Source organism: Bradyrhizobium sp. SZCCHNRI2009, from assembly GCF_032485115.1.
Classification (GTDB): Bacteria; Pseudomonadota; Alphaproteobacteria; order Rhizobiales; family Xanthobacteraceae; genus Bradyrhizobium.
In genome coordinates this window covers 848,824-867,952 of the sequence record NZ_JAUEUH010000002.1, presented here as the reverse complement: position 1 = coordinate 867,952, position 19,129 = coordinate 848,824, and the positions used below count along the sequence as shown (strand labels likewise).

Below are 19,129 nucleotides of genomic sequence, written 5' to 3'. Positions count from 1 at the left end.
ATGGACGCCGCGAAGCGCTACTTTCGCAGTCCGGCTGCGGTGCTGGGCCTGATCCTGCTGCTGATCGTCGTAGGCATGGCGATCAGCGCCGGCTATCTGTATCCGCGCGATCCGCTCGCCCTCGCCGGCCGGCCGCTGATCTGGCCGTTCGCCAATCCACGGTTCCTGCTCGGCACCGACAATTCCGGCCGCGATATCGCCGCCCAGATCTTTCACGGCGCCCGCATCTCGCTCCTGATCGGCGGCGTCGCCACGTTCATTGCCGTGGCGATCGGAATCATGGTCGGCGCGCTCGCCGGCTACTACGGCGGGTGGGTCGACAACATCCTGATGCGCATCACCGAGGCCTTCCAGACACTGCCGAATTTCGTGCTGCTGCTGGTGCTGGTCGCGGTGTTCGGCTCGACCTTGACGACGGTCACGATCGCCGTCGGCATCGTCTCATGGCCGGCGCCGGCGCGGTTGACGCGGGCTGAGTTCCTCTCGCTGCGCAGCCGCGAATTCGTCCAGGCAGGCCGCACCCTCGGCATGCGCGACACCCAGCTGATGCTGGGCGAGATCCTGCCCAACGCGCTGCCGCCGGTGATCGTCTATGCCGGCGTCGTGATGGCGGTTGCGATCCTTCTGGAGAGTGCACTCGCCTTCCTGCGGCTGTCCGACGCCAACGTCGCCTCCTGGGGCAATCTGATCGGCCTGGGACGCGATGTGCTGCGCGTGCAGTGGTACGTATCGGCGATCCCCGGTGTTGCCATCCTCATCACCGTGCTTGCGGTGTCGCTGGTCGGCCAGGGCCTCAACGATGCACTGAACCCCCGGCTGAAGCAGCGATGAGTCCAGCCAAGCCCGTTCTGACCGTCGACCGCCTCAGCGTACGTCTGCCGAAAGGCGCCGACCGCATGCATGCGATCTCGGAGGTCTCGCTTTCGATCGCCGAAAACGAGATCGTCTGCATCGTCGGCGAGTCCGGCTCCGGCAAGTCGATGATGGCCAACACGATCATGCGGCTGCTGCCGGACGGCGTGACCACCGACGGCGGCCGCATCCTGTTTGCCGGCCACGACCTCTGCACCGCCACGGCGGCCGAGATGCGCCGCATCCGCGGCGCCGAAATCGCGATGGTGTTCCAGGAGCCGATGACCGCGCTCAATCCATTGCGCACGATCGGCGACCAGATCGGCGAGGTTCTGGACATCCATACCGATCTGTCGAAAGTCGAGATCAAATCACGCGTGCTGTCGCTGCTGTCGGACGTCAACATTCCCGATCCGCCGCGCGCGGCGAAGGCCTATCCGCACGAGTTGTCCGGCGGACAACGCCAGCGCGCAATGATCGCCATGGCCTTGGCGCTCGATCCGAAGCTGCTGATCGCCGACGAGCCGACGACGGCGCTCGACGTCACGACGCAGGCCCAGATCCTCAAGCTCATCCGCGAGCTGCAGCAGAGGCGCAAGACTGCGGTGCTGTTCATCACGCATGATTTCGGGGTCGTCGCCGAGATCGCCGACCGCGTCGTCGTGATGCAACATGGCAGCGTCGTCGAACAGGGCGCGGCGGCGGATGTCCTGCAACGGCCGCAGCATGACTACACCAGGCAACTGATCGCCGCGGTGCCGCCGGTAGCGGCGCCCCCGGCACGCAAGCTGTCGGACCGGATGATCCTCACCATCTCCGCTGTCTCGAAGACATATCGCACCGGCGGCTTCCTCGGCCGCGGCGAGCGCGTCACCCATGCGGTCAGGGACGTCTCGCTCGCGCTGCCAAAGGGCGCGACGCTCGGCATCGTCGGCGAGTCGGGCTCCGGCAAATCCACCCTCGCCCGCTGCATCATTCGCCTGATCGATCCCGACGCAGGAACGATCCTGCTCGACGGTGAGGACTGGGCGCCCCTCTCCCGCAGCGAGGTCAGAAACCGGACCCAGCAGATGCAGATGGTGTTTCAGGACCCGTTCGCCTCGCTGAACCCGCGGCGCAAGGCGGTCGATCTGGTGGCGCAGGGACCTATCGTGCACGGCACCTCGCGAGAGCAGGCGCTGACGGAGGCGCGCGAGCTGTTCAGCCTGGTGGGGCTCGACCCGTCGGCCGCCGATCGCTTCCCGCATGAGTTCTCCGGAGGTCAGCGTCAGCGCATCGGGCTGGCGCGCGCGCTGGCACTGAAGCCCAAGGTGCTGGTCGCGGACGAACCGGTGTCCGCGCTCGACGTCTCCGTTCAGGCGCAGGTGTTGAAGCTGCTGACCAGCCTGCGCGAGCGCCTCGACCTGTCGATCATCTTCATCACGCACGACCTGCGCGTCGCAGCCCAGATCTGCGATCTGGTCGCGGTCATGAAGGACGGCGTCGTCGTCGAGCATGGACCCACGCACGACGTGTTCGGCAACCCGCAGCATCCGTATACGCAGGCTCTGCTCGAGGCCATTCCGGGCGGCGACTTCGCCCGGACCGAACATCCCACGTCTTAGCCGATCTCACGCGCGTCGCGATATCGGTACAACAGCAGCATCAGCGGCGCGAACGGACGCAGCAGGGCGTGCGCCGGAATGGTGACCGGCTCCGTGAACGGCAGCGCCAGCTCGTTCGCCGACACGCCCCGCACCGCTTTCGCAAGCTCCGCACCGAGGGGGATCGTGAGCGCGACCGCGCGGCCGTTGCAGCCGGTCCAGCCATAGGCATCAGGACCGAGGCGATGAATCCGCGGCATGTAGTCCGTGGTCATGCCGACATAGCCGTTCCAGACATAGTCGAACCTGACCTCGCCGATCTGCGGCCACAGGCGCTGCAGGCGTTCGGCGACCCGCGCCTTCAGCCGCTCGGCCTTATTGCCGGGGCCGATCACGGCGCCGCCGGTGACCAGTCGGTTGCGGGCGTCGTAGCGCGCAAAATAGAGTTCGCCATGGGTATCGGACATCGCCTGCCGCGCCGGGATGACGGTCTTGCGGACATTGTCCGACAGCGGCTGCGTCGCCATCTGCCACGACAGCACGGGCATCACCTCGTGCGCGATATCCGGTGCGAGCGCCTTGGAGAACTCGCCGCTATAGGCATTGCTCGCCAGCACCAGCGCGCGCGCCGACAGCTCCCCCCGTGCGGTGCGCACGATCCAGCGATCCCCCCGCCGGGCGAAGTCGATGACCGGTGAGCGCGCATAGATCCGGCCGCCCAGGCTCAGCACCGTCCGCGCCAAGCCACGCGCCAGCGCGAGCGGATTGATGTGGCCGCCGGTCTTGTTCCAGAAACCGCCATGCCAGGCGTCCGAGCCGAGCATGTCTCGCGCCTGATCGCGCGACAGCAGCTCGACCGGCGCACCGAACTTCGACCACTGCTTGAACCTGCGCTCGGCGATCTTGATGCGGCCGGGCGTATGCACCGGCTGGACCCAGCCGGCCTGTTCATGCTCGGCGTCGATGTTGTACCGTCTCACGGTATCGAACAGATTGGACGCGCTGTCGCGCAACATCGCCACGAAGCGCTCGCCCGCGGCGCCATGACGCGCGACGAGGTCGTCCGGATCGGGACGTGACAGCGTCGGAATGACCTGACCGTTGTTCCGGCCGGATGCGCCCCAGCCGGGCTCCATCGCCTCGACGATGGCGACGTCCGTCCCAGCTTCGCGCAGATGCAGCGCCGTCGACAGCCCCGTGAAGCCGCCGCCGATGATGACCACGTCGGCCTGCACACTGCCCTGAAGCTCGGACAGGTCGGGTCCAGGCGGGGTCTGCGCCGCCCAAAGGGATGGCGGCCATTGAACGGAATCTGTGGTGGTGCTCATCGCGGACAGCTCATCCTTGCTGGTCGACCACCCTGCCGGAGATCGATCTTGCCTTGCGCCCAGCGCCCCGCAGCGCCGGTTGCGGCGCATGGGTCGATTGGGCATAGTTCGGCCGCCAATATGCCAAGTTCGCTGCAAGGAGACAAACGCGTGGCCCTCAAGAATGTCATCGGTATCGATCACGCGGTCGTCGTGGTGAAGGATCTCGACGCCGCGGCGGAGACCTGGAAGCGGCTTGGTTTTACGCTGTCTCCGCGCGGCACGCACAGTGCCAAGATGGGATCCGGCAACTACACCATCATGCTCGATCCTGACTACATCGAGTTGCTCGGCATCCTCGCCGAGACCGATCACAACGTTCCAACCCGCAATTTCCTTGCCCAGCGCGGCGAAGGCATCGAGCGCATCGCCTTCACGGCGACCGATTCCGCGGCCGGCGCCGAGGAAATCCGCGCGAAAGGTTTTGAGCCGATTGGTCCCATCGACTTCGAGCGTCCGGTGCCGCTGCCCGACGGCAGCATCTCGGCAGCGAAATTCCGCGTGTTTCAATGGCCGGTCGCGGAGGCTCCGGGCGGCCTGCGCATCTTCGCCTGCCAGCACAAGACGCGCGAAACGGTGTGGATCCCGGAACTGATGCGCCATGCCAACGCCGCCAAGCAACTGAAGCAGGCGCTGATCGTGACGCCGGATCCGGCCAAGGACGCGGCTCACCTGTCGCGCCTGATCGATCGCGACGGCCGGGACGAAGCCGACGGCGCCGTGACCGTCACCTCGGGCGGTGACCGCGCCGATTTCGTATTCCTGACCAGGGACCAGCTCGCAGCGCGCTATCCGGGTGTGTCGCTTGCCGGCCTGCCGGAGCGAGGCGGCGCAGGCCTGGTGCTGGCCTCACACGATCTGACCGCCACCGAAAAGGCTCTGGGCGCGGCAGCGGTGCGCAGTGGCGCGAGCCTGATCGTTCCGCCCGCGTCGGCCACCGGCACTCTGCTCGCTTTCATGGCCGGCTGAGCGCCGGACTGCGGCCGCGCGCGTCGCGGCCGCAACGATCTCATTCCGCCGGCTGGAACATGGCCGGCCGGCCTCGCTGGCTGTCGAGCCACCCGACCAGCCGATCCATGAGTCCGCCGCTCGACTCGGAGGGCTGCGCCGACGAGACGAACGGATCGCAATGACACTTCGCTCCGGCCGCGCGCGACATCTTCGCGACCGCCTCCGTCATAGCCGGCGCGCCGCAGGTGTACACGACGTCGTTCGGCGTGAGTTCCGGCATGTGTTCGGTCGGCCGACCGCTGCGAATCGCCGGCGAGACGTTCTGCGGCTCCGACACGATCGGGATGATCTTCACGTTCGGGAAGCGCGCCAAGCGGCACAGCGCCTGATGCATGTAGAACGACTGCAAGGTGCGTGACACGACGATGAAGACGATCTCGCGCTTCGGATTCTCCGTGATGGCGGCGACCGCGATCGCCCACATCGGCGCGAAGCCGGTGCCGCTCGCCACCAGGATGATCCGGCCGCGATGCTTCTGACGGAAGAACGCGGTGCCGAGCGGCGCCGTCAGCTTGACGCGATGGCCGACCTGGATGTCACGGCCGAGCGCCGAGGACACCAGGCCATCCTTCAGGATGCGGATGTGCAGATACAGCAGATGGCTATCGGGCGCGCCGACCATCGGATAGGTCGGGCTGTAGCAGCGTGTCGGAAAACCGCGGTACTGGACCTTGGCGTATTGTCCGGGGAAGAATCGCAGCGGTTTCGGCATCTCGAGGGTGACACCGACGACGTCGGGCGCGAGCCGCACGAGATCGCCCACCTCGCAGTTCATCGTCACCGTATCCGGCACGGGCTCCGTGATGATCTTGAGGTCGGACACGACACGCGCCTGGCACGCATGCGCCATGTCGCCCTCCATGCCGCCGAACAGCTTGCCGTCGATGACCGTCACTTTGCAGGAGCCGCAGATTCCGCTGCGGCAGTCATGGGGCAGATCCACGCCACTGTTGATGGCGCCGTCGAGCAGGATATCGCCCACATTCGCGTAGAACGTTTCCCTGTTGTACTGGATCTTGCAAATCTTACCCATTACTGCACCTCAAGTCGCATCGGCCGGATCTGCCTGGTATGTCTGATCTGGGTATGGTCGAACGCTGCGACACGCATGAACACGCCATTCTTGATCGGAACGTCGTACTTGCTTTTCGTGTCCATTTTGCGGGCAATTTCGAGCGTCCAGTGGCCCGCGGCCCAACGCGCAGCGCAACGGATGTCCGCGCGATCACCGGTGAACTCGCCGCTGACGAGAACACCGGGCACCACGGTCCCGATCGGCGTCTGGGCATCCGCCTCGGCCGAATAGGGCACCGATTCGGCCTCTGTCATGAACCAGCGCGCGCCTTCACTCTCGCCGATGTTCGGATCGAGATTGATCTCGCCCATCGCCGCGGTCATCGCGGCGACGTCCTTCGGAAGGCGCTTCGGTCTCACGCCCCGATTCCCCAGTCTTGCGGCCTCCCTGTCGATCACGAAATTGTCCGAATAGTTCGCAGTCCCCGGATCCGGTGCGAACCCGCCCTTGTAGGGCGTGAGTCCCTTGACCTGATCCGGTGTCGGCTCCGCAGGCGGACCGAAATGATCATCGTCCATCCATCCGGTCGGGCCGCCGCTCGTCGCCTTCCACAGCCAGGCGTCGGCATAGAGATTCGGCGCCGGCGTGTAGTGGATGCCGCGACCCGACAGCGTCGGCGGCTTGTCCGGCATCGGCTGCGAGCTCATGTGAAACGTTCGGTCCGCGGCCAAGGTGATCGGCAGCGTCGTGAACAACAGCGAGAACTTGTCCTCGTTGAAATCGTTCTCGTCGCCCTTGTCGAATCCATTCTGCAGGAGATGCCAGCCATCCGCCTTCTTGATCAGCGGCAGCTGCTTCAACGATCGCGTCGGATCCTCCCAGATGACGAGGAAGTAGACCCACGTGCCGTCATGCGCCGCCTTGATCCAGACGCGCGATTCGCCGGTACCGTCGAAATTGTCGCCCTGGTTGGTCGTCACCATGTGCGGCTGGATGTTGCGCCAGACACGATCCGACGAATCGCCGTCAAGCGTCGGCGCATCCGATGTCGCGATTCGATACACCGTGACGGTGTCCTCGGCGTAGTAGTCGGCGGCGAACATCGCCGAACCGATCACGATGGCTGCGGCGATCGCGACCATGAACGGGTTGGATTGGAAGCTCGGATTGCGGCGGCGGGAATTGCCCTTGGCAGGTGTCGGCGGCGGACGCATGCGGCCCGGCGGCACACGCGGCTCGGAGCGGGCCCGCATCGGCTCCTCCATGCGCCGCGGCGCCGGCATCGGCTCACGCGCTGCAGGTCGCGCAGCTGGCGCCGGCCTCCTCGGAGGCGCCTCCGCTTCCTCCAGCTTTTCCGACTGCTCGACCAGCATCGTGAGGAGTTCGACGGGATCGAGCTTTGGCGGCGGCGGCGGCAAGGGCGCCGGCCGGAACACGCGATAGAGCTGCATCTTTCCGCCGATGCTGAAGTGAACCAGGACGTGCAGCACCACGAAGGCCGGGATCACCCAGGTCGCGTACCAGTGGATCATCATGGTGACGTAGCCGGAGGCTACGCCGAAGAAGAGCATGCCTCCGGTGACGATCAGGATCGCCATGGAGATGAAAAGCACCCAATGCAGCATCACGCTGATCGAGCCCAGCCGCGCCGGCCGGCGGCCGAGCAAGCCCTTGAAGCGCATCTTGTCGATGGTGACGCGACGGCCGAGCCCTGACTTCGAGATATAGATCATGTAGGCGACGGCGACGCTCGCGAGCACGACCCCAGCCGGCATGTGCCAGGTCCAGGTCCGGTGCCGGGGCAGCAGCCAGTCGAGATTGTTGGCGATCCATGCGTGCCCAGGCGCTTCGGTCGCCATGCGAAGCCCCGTCAGGAACGCGATCACCGTGGCCCCAACCAGGGTCCAGTGCAGGATGATCGTTCCATAGTCGGTCTTGCGGATCTTCATGCGTGCGCCTCCAGAGCTGCGCGCACGCGATCGGCGCGATTCACCGCCGACCTGGCGACCGTATTTCGTCTCAGCGGACCGATCCGGCGCAGGATGATCAAGTATTCAACCCTGCGGGCCGCCCCTCGACCCGAATCCATTCCCGCATCACGCGTCTCGATGGTGATGTCGTCCAGCAACTTTGTCGTCCCCCGGATACGCTTTACTAAGTGAGCAACTTCGTCCGACTTCGGCGTTACGGCGCCGTTCTGCACCCAATCGTTGCCCCGCTACGCTTGAGCGTGATCGGTTGGATCACGCCTATGGTTGATCAGCTGCCGTGGCCCGAGCCGGTGACGAGTTGCTCGGATCGCACGCGGACTGATCTGCTTCGTCCTCCCTGGAGTTGATGTTGATCTCGTGCGCCCGATGCTTGGCGGGTCACCGGTTCCACAGCGGCCGCACGTTCGATGATAGAACACATCGTCGGTCGCCATGCCCGGCTGAGCTGATTGCACGTCTTGGATTGGTGCGCGGAGCCGCATGTCCTTGTGTTGCCGCCGCCATCATGATCGTTCTCCGCACCATCATCGAATACCGCATGATCGAGATGACAACGCCTGCGCGTTGCACCGCAGGAAGATTTATTCGGCTTCGTGGCGTCATTCGGCCCGGACCGCGACCAATGAGTACGGAACCAAGGTGATAGACGGACGAATGTGTGACACGCGTCGCGTGCCGATGGCTGCTATCACGCTGCAACTATCGACGATCGCGGACGGATTTCGCACGGACCCGATCGCGCTGAACGATGCCACACTTTTTCAGAGCCGCCCCGGCGCATCGCGCCTCGTGCCGGTCGTTTACCCGCGACGCTGCGACGGAATTGCCCACTTGTCCAATTGTTGCCGGAAAATCGTCGGTATCGACTGTCAATAGCGCGGAGTGAAGCACTGTGTTTGGGAGACGCGCCTGGATGAGTCTGGCTCAAGACCGCCCGAGAACGAAAGCCGCGGCTGCCCTCAACGACCTTCTCTCGGGAAGCGACGATCCGGTGACGCGCGGGTTGCGCCAGGCTGTCAAACGCATGGCCGGCATCGGCGTGTTCAGCGGCGTCATCAACATCCTGATGCTCTCGGGCTCGGTTTATATGATGCAGGTCAATGATCGCGTCGTTCCGAGCAAGAATCTCGCCACGCTCGTCGGCCTGTCGGTGATGATTCTAGCCGTCTATCTGATTCAGGGTTATTTCGACGCGTTGCGCACCCGCATGCTGTGCCGGGTGGCGACCGTGTTCGACGCGAGCTTGCAGGACGCGATTCATCACGCTCTGGCCACCCTGCCCCTGCGCGGCACCAAGCCGATGCTGATGCAGCAGCCGCTGCGCGATCTCGACCAGCTGCGCGCCTTTATGTCGAGCATGGGACCAACCGCCTTTCTCGATATGCCATGGATACCGATCTTCCTGATCGGCATGTTTCTGTTTCATCCGCTGATCGGCATCACGGCCGTCATCGGCACGGCCGGAATCATCTCGATGACGCTGGTGACCGACCGGTTGTCGCGTCAGGCGAGCAAATCCGCCAGCGATACGAGCGCCGCGCGGCAGGTTCTCGCCGATGCCACCCAGCGCAATGCCGAAGTGATTCGCGCGCTCGGAATGCTGGATCGCTTCTCGGCACGCTGGAACGCCGTCAACGAGCGCTATCTGAAGGACAACATTCGCGCGAGCGATGTCTACGCCAATCTCGGGGCCGCCGCGAAAGTGCTGCGCTTCATCCTGCAATCGGGCATGCTCGGCATCGGCGCGGCGCTCGTCGTCTCCGAGCAGGCCTCCGGCGGCGTGATGATGGCCTCGTCGATCCTGATGGGCCGCGCGCTCGCCCCGATCGAGATCGCACTTGGCAGCTGGAAACAGCTGGTCGCCGCGCGCCAGGGCATCGCGCGTCTGCGCGATATCTGCAAGGCCACCGCCAGGCCGGAAGCGCCGCCGGTCGCGTTGCCCCGCCCGTTCCGCGAGCTGACCGTACAGGAGCTGACGGTCACCGCGCCGGGCACCGATCGGCCGATTGTTCAAAACGTGTCGTTCTCGATCAAGGCAGGCACGGGTCTGGCACTGCTCGGCGCGAGTGCCTCCGGCAAGACCTCGCTCTCGAAGGCGCTGGTCGGCATCTGGCCTGCACAGCATGGATCCGTCCGCCTCGACGGCGCAGCGCTCGACCAATGGAGCAACGAGGATCTCGGCCGCCACATCGGCTACCTGCCGCAGGACGTTGCCCTGTTCGACGGCAGCATCGCCGACAACATCTGCCGCTTCGACGAGAATGCGAGCTCGGATGCGATTCTGAAGGCGGCGCAGATCGCCGGCGTGCACGACATCATCCTGCGGCTGCCGGAAGGCTATTCGACGCGAATCGGCCAAGGCGGCATGTCGCTGTCGGCCGGTCAGCGGCAGCGCGTGGGTCTGGCCCGCGCGGTGTATGGCGATCCCTTTCTCATCGTCCTCGACGAGCCGAATGCCAATCTGGACACCGACGGCGAGAACGCGCTCAGCCGCGCCATTCAGATCATGCGGCAGCAGAACCAGAGCATCGTGATCGTGATTTCGCACCGTCCCAGCGCGCTGAATGCGCTCAACATGGCGCTGGTGCTGTACGAGGGCAAGGCGATCGCATTCGGTCCCTGCCAGGAGATATTTGCCCGCGTCGCCGGAGCCAACAAGGCCGCGGGACCCGCCGTCGCGCATGCCCCCGCTCCGCCCAGGGTTGCTGCTCCCGCAGCGGCGCCAAATCCGAACGCCCGCTCGCTTCGTCGCGCCGCCCCAGCAGAAAGCGCTTGATCAATGAAACACATCAACGACTTCAGGCCGTTCGACGACGACGATTATGTGCGACCGAAGACTCGCGCGGTCGGTCCGCAGGGCGATGCATTGATCCTCGAGCTGCAGCGGCTGCAGGGCGCATTCGACGACGGCTCCGACGAGGACCCGCGGCAGCGCCACGGCACACGGGACGGCGGCAAGAAGCGACGGCGTCCGCCACCGTCGCCAGGCAGGCCAAAGCCGCGTTCGAAGAAGAAGGGCAGCACCATGGGCCGCGCCCTCGGTGCGTCGCTGTCGCTGTTCGGTCTCGGCGCCCAGGCGCCCCGGACACGCCGGGGTGAAGGCATCCGCGAGATGGACTGGCAGCAGCCCGCACCGATGCGCGGCAACGAGCCGGAGCTGTCGCCGCCGCCGCGCCATCCGCCCGCGCGCATGGCGGGCAGCAATTCGGCGCCCCTGCTCGACCTGCAGGATGCACGACGCGACGGCAATTTCGGCGTCGGCGCGCCGCGCGCGGTCGGGCAGCAGAACCTCCCCGCCCGTCTGGCGCATGCGCCTGCCGTTCCGCAAACCCGTGTCGGCCGCCTGGTCGGCACCGCCGGCACGGCCTTGACCACCGGCATGACCTTCATTGCGACGCAAGGAACGGCGGCCGATCTCGACGACGGCTCGGACGAATCGCTGGTGCCGCGCGTCAGCCGCATGTTCGAGAACGAGTTGCGTCTCGGCTTGCGGGTGCTGCTTGTCGCCGGCGTTCTCGGCGGCGGCTGGCTGACCCTCGTGCCGCTCGCCGGCGCGATCGTGGTCCCCGGCAATCTCGTGGTGCAATCCAACGTGAAGGCCATTCAGCATCCGACCGGCGGCATTGTCGCGGAAATCAAGGTCGACAACGGCAAGCGCGTCGCGGCGGGCGATCTGCTCGTGCGGCTCGACGCCACGCAGAGCCAGGCCCAGCTCCAGGCGATCACCAAGCAATTGAACGAGCAGCGCGCCAAGATTGCGCGACTCTCGGCCGAGCGTGACGGTCTCGATCAGCCGGACTATCCGTCCACGCTGACCTCACGACAGGACGATCCGAACGTCCGCACCGTGATCGCGTCGGAGAACGCGCTGTTCAAGGCCCGTGCCACGACCCGCAAGAGCCAGAAAGAGCTGCTGCAGGGCCGCATCGTTCAGCTGAACAACGAAATCAGCGGCATGGAGTCTCAGCTCGAATCCAAGAACAAGCAGATCGAGCTGATCAAGGGCGAGTTGGCCGGCGTGCAGGAACTCTATGACAAGCGGCTCGTTCCGCTGACGCGACTGACCACGCTGCAGCGGGAAGCCGCTCGGATCGACGGTGAACGCGGCCAGCTGGTGTCCAGCGTGGCGGAGACGAGGTCCAAGATCAGCGAAGCCGAGCTCCAGACCGTCAAGATCGATCAGGATTTCCGCAGTGAGGTGGTCAAGGACCTCAGCGAGTCCCAGGCCAAGGAAGGCGATCTGGTCGAGAAGGGCGTCGCCGCGCGCGACCAGCTCGATCGCATCGAGATGCGCGCGCCGAACTCCGGCACCATCCACCAGCTCGCGATCCACACCATCGGCGGCGTCATCAAGCCGGGTGAGACCGTCATGGAGCTGGTCCCCGATTCGGACGAACTGCAGGTCGAAGGGCACGTCCAGCCCAAGGATATCGATCACGTTCACACCGGGCAGGATGCGATGGTCCACTTCAACGCCTTCAACCAGCGCACCACGCCGAAATTGAGCGGCCAGGTCTCGTTCGTGTCGCCTGATATCACCAATGACCCGCGAACCGGCTCCACCTTCTACACGGTCAGGATCACGCTGTCCGACGAGGAGCGCAAGCGGCTCGGCAACGTCAACCTGATGCCCGGCATGCAGGCCGAAGTCTACGTTCAAACCGGCAGCCGGACGATGCTCAGCTATCTGATGAAGCCGGTTCTCGATCAGTGGCGCCGCGCCTTCGTGGAGTAACAAGACCGAACGGCCGCGGTCGGCGTCATCGCTCACGAATGAACGCAGACCGCGTCGGCACCTCGACATGAACGTTGCAAATTTTCCCCGCACCTCAGACCCGGCGATGGTGCCGGCAAGTGCGTTACCGTCCGCCCAGCCCGGCGCCCGCACCGAGGCGTCTGATCACGCACGCAAGCCGCGACTGCCGCCGCCAGCGGCCGTGCCGACCCAGGAGGGTCCCCAGGGGCTGCGCTTCGACTTCAACGACGGCTGTCGTGTCATGCTGCCCGACACCGGACACGCCTGGCACGTCCGATTGAGCGATCTCGAGACCGCCAACGTCCTGTTCGACATCGACCTGCGTTCTGGGCACGTCAACAGCAGCAAACGCTACTTTGTCCCGTTCAGGCTCGAAGTGTGGTCAGGGCCCGAGCTGCTGCTGTGCCACGACTATGACGCCACCGACCGCGACGTCCTGATCCAATTCCCGGTCGGCACGATCGGCGACATCATCGGCTGGATGAGTTATGCAGTGAAGTTCAAGGACCTGCATCGGTGCCGCCTGAGCTGTGCGATGGGCGAACCGCTGATCCCGCTGTTCCGCGACGCCTACCCTGACATCGCATTCCTCAGCCACGAGACGGTCCAGCCGGAGCGATACTACGCAACCTACTCGGTCGGGCTGTTCTTCGACGATGCCGAGCTGGTCCATCAGCCCTGTGATTTCCGGCAGGTCGGCCTGCATCGGACCGCAGCTCACATTCTCGGCGTGGATCCGGCCGAGCGTCCACCTCGCGTCGCGTTGAGCGAAGACAGCCGTCCCATCGAGGACCCCTATGTCTGCATCGCCATGCAGGCAACGACCGCGTGCAAGCACTGGAACAATCCCGAGGGCTGGCAGAGCATCGTGGCCTTCCTCCGCGCGACCGGCTATCGCGTGATCTGCATCGATCAGACCGCGGAGCGCAGCCACGGCGCCTACCGGACGCAAATTCCCGCCGCAGCCGAGGATCAGACCGGCGACCGGCCGCTGCCCGAGCGCGCCCGCTGGCTCAAGCATGCCGCGTTCTTCATCGGCCTTTCCTCGGGGTTGTCATGGCTGGCCTGGGCGGTCGGCACTCCGGTCGTGCTGATCAGCGGCTTCACCCACCCGACCAACGAGTTTGCGACCCCCTATCGGGTCATCAACCATCACGCCTGCAACAGTTGCTGGAATGATGCCAGTCATCGCTTCGACCATGAGGACTTTCTGTGGTGCCCGCGATGGCAGGGCACGTCCCGACAGTTCGAATGCACGCGCCTGATCACGGCCGCGCAGGTCGAGGGCATGTTGCGCCGAATTCCCGGATTCGGACAGGGATTGTATCCGCAACCGCGCACCTCTCAGCAGCAGGCGGCGCCTGCGTCCTTTGATCGGCATCGAACCTCGAGGGCAGAGTCTGCGCCGGAATCCGTGGAGAGCGACGAACCGGTCGCGCTCGCAGTACTGCTGGCGCGACCGTGCGGCGACGTTGCCCGCGGGGGCCTTGCAGTCGGCGTCACGGTCGCCGCCGGCAGGCTGCTGGATCAGGCTGCCGCCGGCATCGCGGAAGGCGATCGCGCAGCCACCGCGAGCGATCTCATGGGCGCGCTGCAGAACTACAAGCAGAGCATCGCCATCGTCAGGTACCTGACCGCAGCCAATCCGGACGACGCCGGGTTTCAACGCAACCTCTCGGTCGCCTTGAACCGCATTGGCGCCGTGTTGTTCGTTCAGCGAAACCTCGAGGCTGCGCATGCCGCCTATTCCGCCAGCCTCGCCATCATCCGGAAGCTGACCGCAGCTCACCGCGGCAATCTCAGCTTTGAGCGCGACCTCGCGTGGTGCCACGCTCTGCTGGCGGACGTGCTCGCCGCCCAGGGCCGCCATGCCGAAGCCTTCGAGCAGCGTCGTGCCAATACCGCGCTGATCACCCACCTCGCCAACACGGTCGCCAACGATCCGTTGCTGCAGCAGGCGCTTGCAAATTCCTACCAGAGTCTGGGCGATGCCTTCATTCCACTCGGCAACATCGACGGCGCGCTCGCCGTCTACCGGATCAGCCTGGGCCTGACCAAGCAAGGGCTGGACGCGAACGGGCAGAATGACCCGGCCTGGAATCAGCTCTACACCACACTGCTGCAGAAGATCAGGACTGCGCTCCTGGCACAGCGTCAGGCCGCGCCGCCGTCCTGAACGGCGCACGGCGAGGTCGGCCGATACGCCCAGGCGCGTTCGCCTCTCACTCCCCCGGACAGACGATCCATCGTGGCGTTTTTCCAACAATCGCGCTGCGACAATGCCGCGCGCCCTCGTCGCTGGGCAGCCTTAAGCGCATCAGACCAACCCTGCGTCTGATCTCCGGAGACCGGCCACTCACCGGCGAGATGCAGGCAGCATCTTGACGACAACATGCAATTCGCGCCCGATCGCCGTACCCCGCATTTGCTGCTTGCCGCCAGAAATCAATCACTTGGCACGCGATCGCGGCACATCTGTCACAGATCCGCGATGTCCCGAGAACAACATATTTGCGGACTCCCCCACGCCTTTTTTGGCCCGATTGCTCCGAGCATATAGCGAGGTGCGACAAAGTAGCGCGCGTCAGAAAAGCGCGCGACACAGCGGCGCACGGGCGTGAGGCGCGGCGCAGCACGTCCGACGCAGGGCCGATGCGCTTCCGCATCGTCCGGCCAGTTTCGGTACGGGGCCCTGCCGGGCGTCGGATGAACTTGGGGAGAGATGATCTATGGCGAATAACACCTTCAACCCGACGGCGCTGGCCAACGGAACGTCGAACCTGCTGGTGCGCGCCTCAGCGCTCAAGATGTCGACCGACCTCGTCCAAGCCGGCGTGGTGTTCAACGATGCGGTGCGCGCCTCGCTCGGCCTGTTCACGCAGGCAGGCAGCGGCAACTCGAACCCGTTCCTCGGCAGCTACACGACCGATCTCCACGCCGTACAGAACGACATCGCCGCGATGCTCGCAAATCCCGGCCAGGTGACCCTGGGCGGCCAGGCCTTCACGCTGAATGCGACCGACACCGCCGTTCTCACCAACGTGCAGGCGCAGATCTCGACGCTGCTCACGGCCGCACCGCAGACCACGAATGCTGCGACGATCACAGCCGCGGATCAGACCCTGCACGCGGTCCAGCAGGAGATCCTGCAGGAGATCAACGGCGACGCGCATCTGTCCGGCGCGCTCAACAAGGTCAACTTCCTCGCCAACACCGGCGGCCAGGACGTCGGCTTCCAGAACACGCCGGCCGGTGCCGATGATGCGGCGACCTTGGCCGCAGCGACCGCAGGCAACACGCTGAAGGATGTCGGCCTCGTCTTCAACAAGGTCGTCGACCTCGCCTCCGGCGGCATCAGCACCGCGAACCTGCAGGAGGTAACGAACGACCTCACCGCGATCTCGCAAGGTCTCACCAAGATCCTCAACAACAAGACCCAGCTTGCCCAGATCGAGAATGGCGAAACGGCGAACGCGGCCGCGCTCACGACCATCCATCTGCAAACGGTGCTCGGGCAGATCAATCTCGAGCTCAACCAGTATGCCAAGGCGGAAACAACCGGCAATCAGGCTGCGCTGCGCGGCACGGCGGACAATCTGCTCGACAGCATCGACATCATTCAGAACGACGCCAATCTGAACAAGGCCGCGGGCGGCAACGGCATGCCGGGCCATGCCGGCGGGTTCGCGGAGGATCCGGGCGGGTTGACCGGCACGGTCACCAAGTTCCAGGACAACCAGGCGCAGACGAATTTCTGGGCCGCCTTCTTGGCGGAAGGCAACACCATCAACGCGACCCTGCAGAAGATCGCAACCGGCGGAGCGCAGGCCAGCGCCGCACTGGTCACCCAGATCCAGAACTATCAGGCATTTGGCGCCAATTTCGATGCCGCGCAAGGCAACGTTTTCCGTGGCCGCTTCGACAACGAGCTTCTGAGCGGCACGCTCGAAGCCGACACGGCGGCCGCGGTGAAGGGCCTGCAAGGCATCCTGAACGGCGATACGGGCGCTGCGCTTGCCGCGGACAAGGCGATGCTCGCCGCGGCCGGCCAGGGCTTCGCGGCCGACGCCATGGACGTTTCCGGCAACAACATCGCCATCGGCGGCGCGACCTATGTCGGCTCGGCGACCACGGTCTCGACGGCCACGTCGGTGCACGGACTCGCCCAGGGCACGATCCCGGTCACGGCAACCCCGAACATTGCCAACGGCACCGGCGGCTCATCGTCGACGCCGCCGGCTGGCGGCGCCACGCCGGTGAATTTCAGCCCGACCGCGCTTGCCAACGGCACGTCGAACCTTTTGACCCGTGCCACGGCGATCCAGCATTCGACCGACCTGGTGCAGGCTGGCGTCGTCTTCAACGACGCGGTGCGCGCCTCGCTCGGCCTCTTCAGCCTCGCCAACAGCGGCAACTCGCCGGCCTTCCTCACCAGCTACCAGGCCGACATCACGGCGGTGCAGACCGATATTGCGGCGATGCTGGCCAACCCTGGTCAGGTCACGCTCGGCGGCAAGACCTTCGCCTTGAACGCGACCGACACGGCGGTGCTGACCAATGTCGAGGGGCAACTGGGCACACTGCTGCAGGCGGCGGGACAGTTCGCCAACGCCAGCACATCGGCAGCGGCAAGCCAGACGATCCACGCGCTGCAACAGGAAATCCTCGGCGAAATCCACAATGACGCGCATCTGGCGAACGCGTTGAACAACGTCCCCTTCCTCGCCAATACCGGCGGCCAGGACGTCGCCTTCCAGACGTCGCCCGCGGGCGCGGACGATCCGGCGAGTCTTGCCGCCGCTACCGCCGGCAACAGCCTGAAGGACGTTGGTCTGGTCTTCAACAAGGCCGTCGAGGTCGCCTCGGGCGGCATCAACACCGGTAACCTTGCCGAGGTGACCGCGGACTTCACCGCCGTCCAGCACGGACTGACGGCCATCCTCAACAACAAGACCCAGCTCGCGCAGATCGAGGCTGGCGAGACTGCCAACGCCGCGGCGCTGACGACGATCCATCTGCAGACGGCGCTCGGCCAGATCAACCTGCAGCTGGGCAAGTATGATCAGGCTGCGACCACCGGCAATCAGGCCGCTCTCCGCGGCACGGCCGACAACCTGCTCGACATCATCGACATCATCCAGGGCGACACCAACCTCAACATGGCGGCAGGTGGCAACGGCAACGCCGGCCATGCGGGCGGCTTTGCCGAGGATCCGGGCGGGCTCAAAGGGACGGTCACCAAATTCCAGGACAACCAGGCACAGACGAATTTCTGGGCCGCATTCCTGGCCGAGGCCAACACCATCAACGCCACGCTGCAGAAAATCTCGACCGGCGGTGCGCAGGCGAGCGCGGCCCTGATCACGCAGATCCAGAACTACCAGCAGTTCGGCGCCAATTTCGACGCCGCCCAGGGGGCCGTGTTCCAGGGTCGGTTCGACAACGAACTGCTCAGCGGCACGCTCGAAGCCGACACCGCCAACGCGGTCAAGGGCCTGCAAGGCATCCTCAACGGCGACACCGGCGCGGCACTTGCGGCAGACAAGGCGATGGTCGCCGCGGCCGGCCAGGGCTTTGCCGCCGACGCCATGGACGTCTCCGGCAACAACATTCCGGTCAATGGCGGCACCTATGTTGGGACGGCCACGACGGTCTCGGCGGCGACCTCAATCAAGGGGACCGCGCACGGCACCATTCCGGTCACCGCGACACCGAACCTGGCCAACGGCACCGGCGGCACTGCTGCGGCAGGAACCACCGCCGCCGGTGGCGCTGCAGCCGGTGGCACCGCGGCGAACGGAGGCACGTCGACCGGCGGAACGGCGGCTGGCGGAACGGCGGCTGGCGGAACGGCGGCTGGCGGAACGGCGGCTGGCGGAACGTCGACGGGTACCACGGCCAACAACGGCAGCAACGCCACGCATCACAGCGATCATCACCATCATCACGATCAAAGCCAGGGCGCGCATATGAGCCAGGCCGCGGCTGCCGGGCCCGACATGTCGCATCTCCACGCGATGCATCACATGTGGGGTTGACGAGGCAGCCGCAGCAGCCGCTGCGGCTGGGATACGGATACCCGGGAGCACAAGCAGATGAGGTCCACTCGCGCAGTGCTCCCGGGGGAAATGAGAAGGACAATGAGCCGGGCGAGACGACACGCGTTGAAGAAGGAGGCCTCGGAAGATCAACAAAGATGCACGTTCCGTTCCGCACCGCGGAGGCTCGTCACGCTGGAACTTTTCTAAGGAGAGATCGGTGACCGGTCGCAAGATCGGGGCAACTTCTTGTCTGGACCGTGCGTCGAAGCGCCGCTGAGCGACGATGTTGCGGGGATGCCACGACAGAAATCAACGAGTTAGTAAGCTTCCGACCGCCGCCGTGACCCGGCTGCGACAGGAGCCATTTGCCCGAACAACATCATATTTGAGGACTCCGCGGCGCTTCTTTTGGCCCCATTGGAGCAAATAATTCCCAGGTGCTCTGAGGCTGCGACATTTCGCCCGTTCCGCGAAGGAGCGAACGAGACGTCGCTGCCCGATCAACGCCCGCGT

Annotated in this window: 11 protein-coding genes; 7 read left to right on the top strand and 4 right to left on the bottom strand. The window is 65.4% G+C overall.

Features of this window, described 5'->3' with window-relative positions:
- Together QX041_RS11540 and QX041_RS11535 are read left to right on the top strand one after the other, a co-directional pair.
- The gene (locus tag QX041_RS11540) at positions 1-831 is read left to right on the top strand and encodes an ABC transporter permease (protein WP_315711810.1); all 831 of its coding nucleotides are present in this window, start codon (positions 1-3) and stop codon (positions 829-831) included.
- The gene (locus QX041_RS11535; RefSeq protein ID WP_315711809.1) at positions 828-2,456 is read left to right on the top strand and encodes an ABC transporter ATP-binding protein; all 1,629 of its coding nucleotides are present in this window, start codon (positions 828-830) and stop codon (positions 2,454-2,456) included. Before QX041_RS11540 ends, QX041_RS11535 begins: the two co-directional genes overlap by 4 nt.
- On the opposite strand, the gene QX041_RS11530 is transcribed toward QX041_RS11535, so the two are convergent.
- Positions 2,453-3,763: an FAD-binding oxidoreductase gene (locus QX041_RS11530; RefSeq protein WP_316165360.1), complete on the bottom strand. Its 1,311-nt coding sequence runs from the start codon at positions 3,761-3,763 to the stop codon at positions 2,453-2,455. The genes QX041_RS11535 and QX041_RS11530 overlap by 4 nt on opposite strands.
- 150 nt (positions 3,764-3,913) lie before the next feature.
- Here QX041_RS11530 and QX041_RS11525 point away from each other — a divergent pair, with 150 nt between their 5' ends.
- Positions 3,914-4,771, top strand: coding sequence for a VOC family protein (locus tag QX041_RS11525; protein ID WP_316165359.1), 858 nt, complete (start codon positions 3,914-3,916; stop codon positions 4,769-4,771).
- Between the two features lie 40 nt (positions 4,772-4,811).
- Here the strand turns inward: QX041_RS11525 and QX041_RS11520 are convergent, their stop codons facing one another.
- The 3 genes from QX041_RS11520 to QX041_RS11510 are packed head-to-tail and all read right to left on the bottom strand — an operon-like array spanning position 4,812 to position 7,956.
- Positions 4,812-5,846, bottom strand: a complete 1,035-nt coding sequence (locus QX041_RS11520; RefSeq protein WP_315711805.1) for a 2Fe-2S iron-sulfur cluster-binding protein — start codon at positions 5,844-5,846, stop codon at positions 4,812-4,814.
- Positions 5,846-7,777 carry an ethylbenzene dehydrogenase-related protein gene (locus QX041_RS11515; protein WP_316165358.1) on the bottom strand — a complete coding sequence of 644 codons (1,932 nt, stop codon included), beginning with the start codon at positions 7,775-7,777 and terminating at the stop codon, positions 5,846-5,848. The genes QX041_RS11520 and QX041_RS11515 overlap by 1 nt, the downstream gene beginning before the upstream one ends.
- Complete coding sequence (locus QX041_RS11510) at positions 7,774-7,956, bottom strand: hypothetical protein (protein WP_315711801.1); 183 nt, start codon at positions 7,954-7,956, stop codon at positions 7,774-7,776. The genes QX041_RS11515 and QX041_RS11510 overlap by 4 nt, the downstream gene beginning before the upstream one ends.
- A gap of 776 nt (positions 7,957-8,732) precedes the next feature.
- Between QX041_RS11510 and QX041_RS11505 the strand changes: the two genes are divergently transcribed.
- From QX041_RS11505 to QX041_RS11490, 4 genes are all read left to right on the top strand, one after another.
- Positions 8,733-10,595: a type I secretion system permease/ATPase gene (locus QX041_RS11505; protein ID WP_315711800.1), complete on the top strand. Its 1,863-nt coding sequence runs from the start codon at positions 8,733-8,735 to the stop codon at positions 10,593-10,595.
- Between the two features lie 3 nt (positions 10,596-10,598).
- Positions 10,599-12,554 carry an HlyD family type I secretion periplasmic adaptor subunit gene (locus QX041_RS11500; RefSeq protein WP_315711799.1) on the top strand — a complete coding sequence of 652 codons (1,956 nt, stop codon included), beginning with the start codon at positions 10,599-10,601 and terminating at the stop codon, positions 12,552-12,554.
- A 67-nt stretch (positions 12,555-12,621) separates the two neighbouring features.
- Entirely contained in the window at positions 12,622-14,751 is a 2,130-nt protein-coding gene (locus QX041_RS11495) for an autotransporter strand-loop-strand O-heptosyltransferase (RefSeq protein WP_316165357.1), read from the top strand.
- A gap of 553 nt (positions 14,752-15,304) precedes the next feature.
- A complete protein-coding gene (locus tag QX041_RS11490) occupies positions 15,305-18,613 on the top strand; it encodes a hypothetical protein (protein ID WP_316165356.1) in 3,309 nt (1,102 codons plus the stop codon).
- Positions 18,614-19,129 lie beyond the last annotated feature (516 nt).

Coding starts and splice junctions, on each gene's coding strand:
- QX041_RS11540 (WP_315711810.1), top strand. CDS start 1: ATGGACGCCGCGAAGCGCTACTTTCGCAGTCCGGCTGCGGTGCTGGGC.
- QX041_RS11535 (WP_315711809.1), top strand. CDS start 828: ATGAGTCCAGCCAAGCCCGTTCTGACCGTCGACCGCCTCAGCGTACGT.
- QX041_RS11530 (WP_316165360.1), bottom strand. CDS start 3,763: ATGAGCACCACCACAGATTCCGTTCAATGGCCGCCATCCCTTTGGGCG.
- QX041_RS11520 (WP_315711805.1), bottom strand. CDS start 5,846: ATGGGTAAGATTTGCAAGATCCAGTACAACAGGGAAACGTTCTACGCG.
- QX041_RS11515 (WP_316165358.1), bottom strand. CDS start 7,777: ATGAAGATCCGCAAGACCGACTATGGAACGATCATCCTGCACTGGACC.
- QX041_RS11505 (WP_315711800.1), top strand. CDS start 8,733: ATGAGTCTGGCTCAAGACCGCCCGAGAACGAAAGCCGCGGCTGCCCTC.
- QX041_RS11500 (WP_315711799.1), top strand. CDS start 10,599: ATGAAACACATCAACGACTTCAGGCCGTTCGACGACGACGATTATGTG.
- QX041_RS11495 (WP_316165357.1), top strand. CDS start 12,622: ATGAACGTTGCAAATTTTCCCCGCACCTCAGACCCGGCGATGGTGCCG.
- QX041_RS11490 (WP_316165356.1), top strand. CDS start 15,305: ATGGCGAATAACACCTTCAACCCGACGGCGCTGGCCAACGGAACGTCG.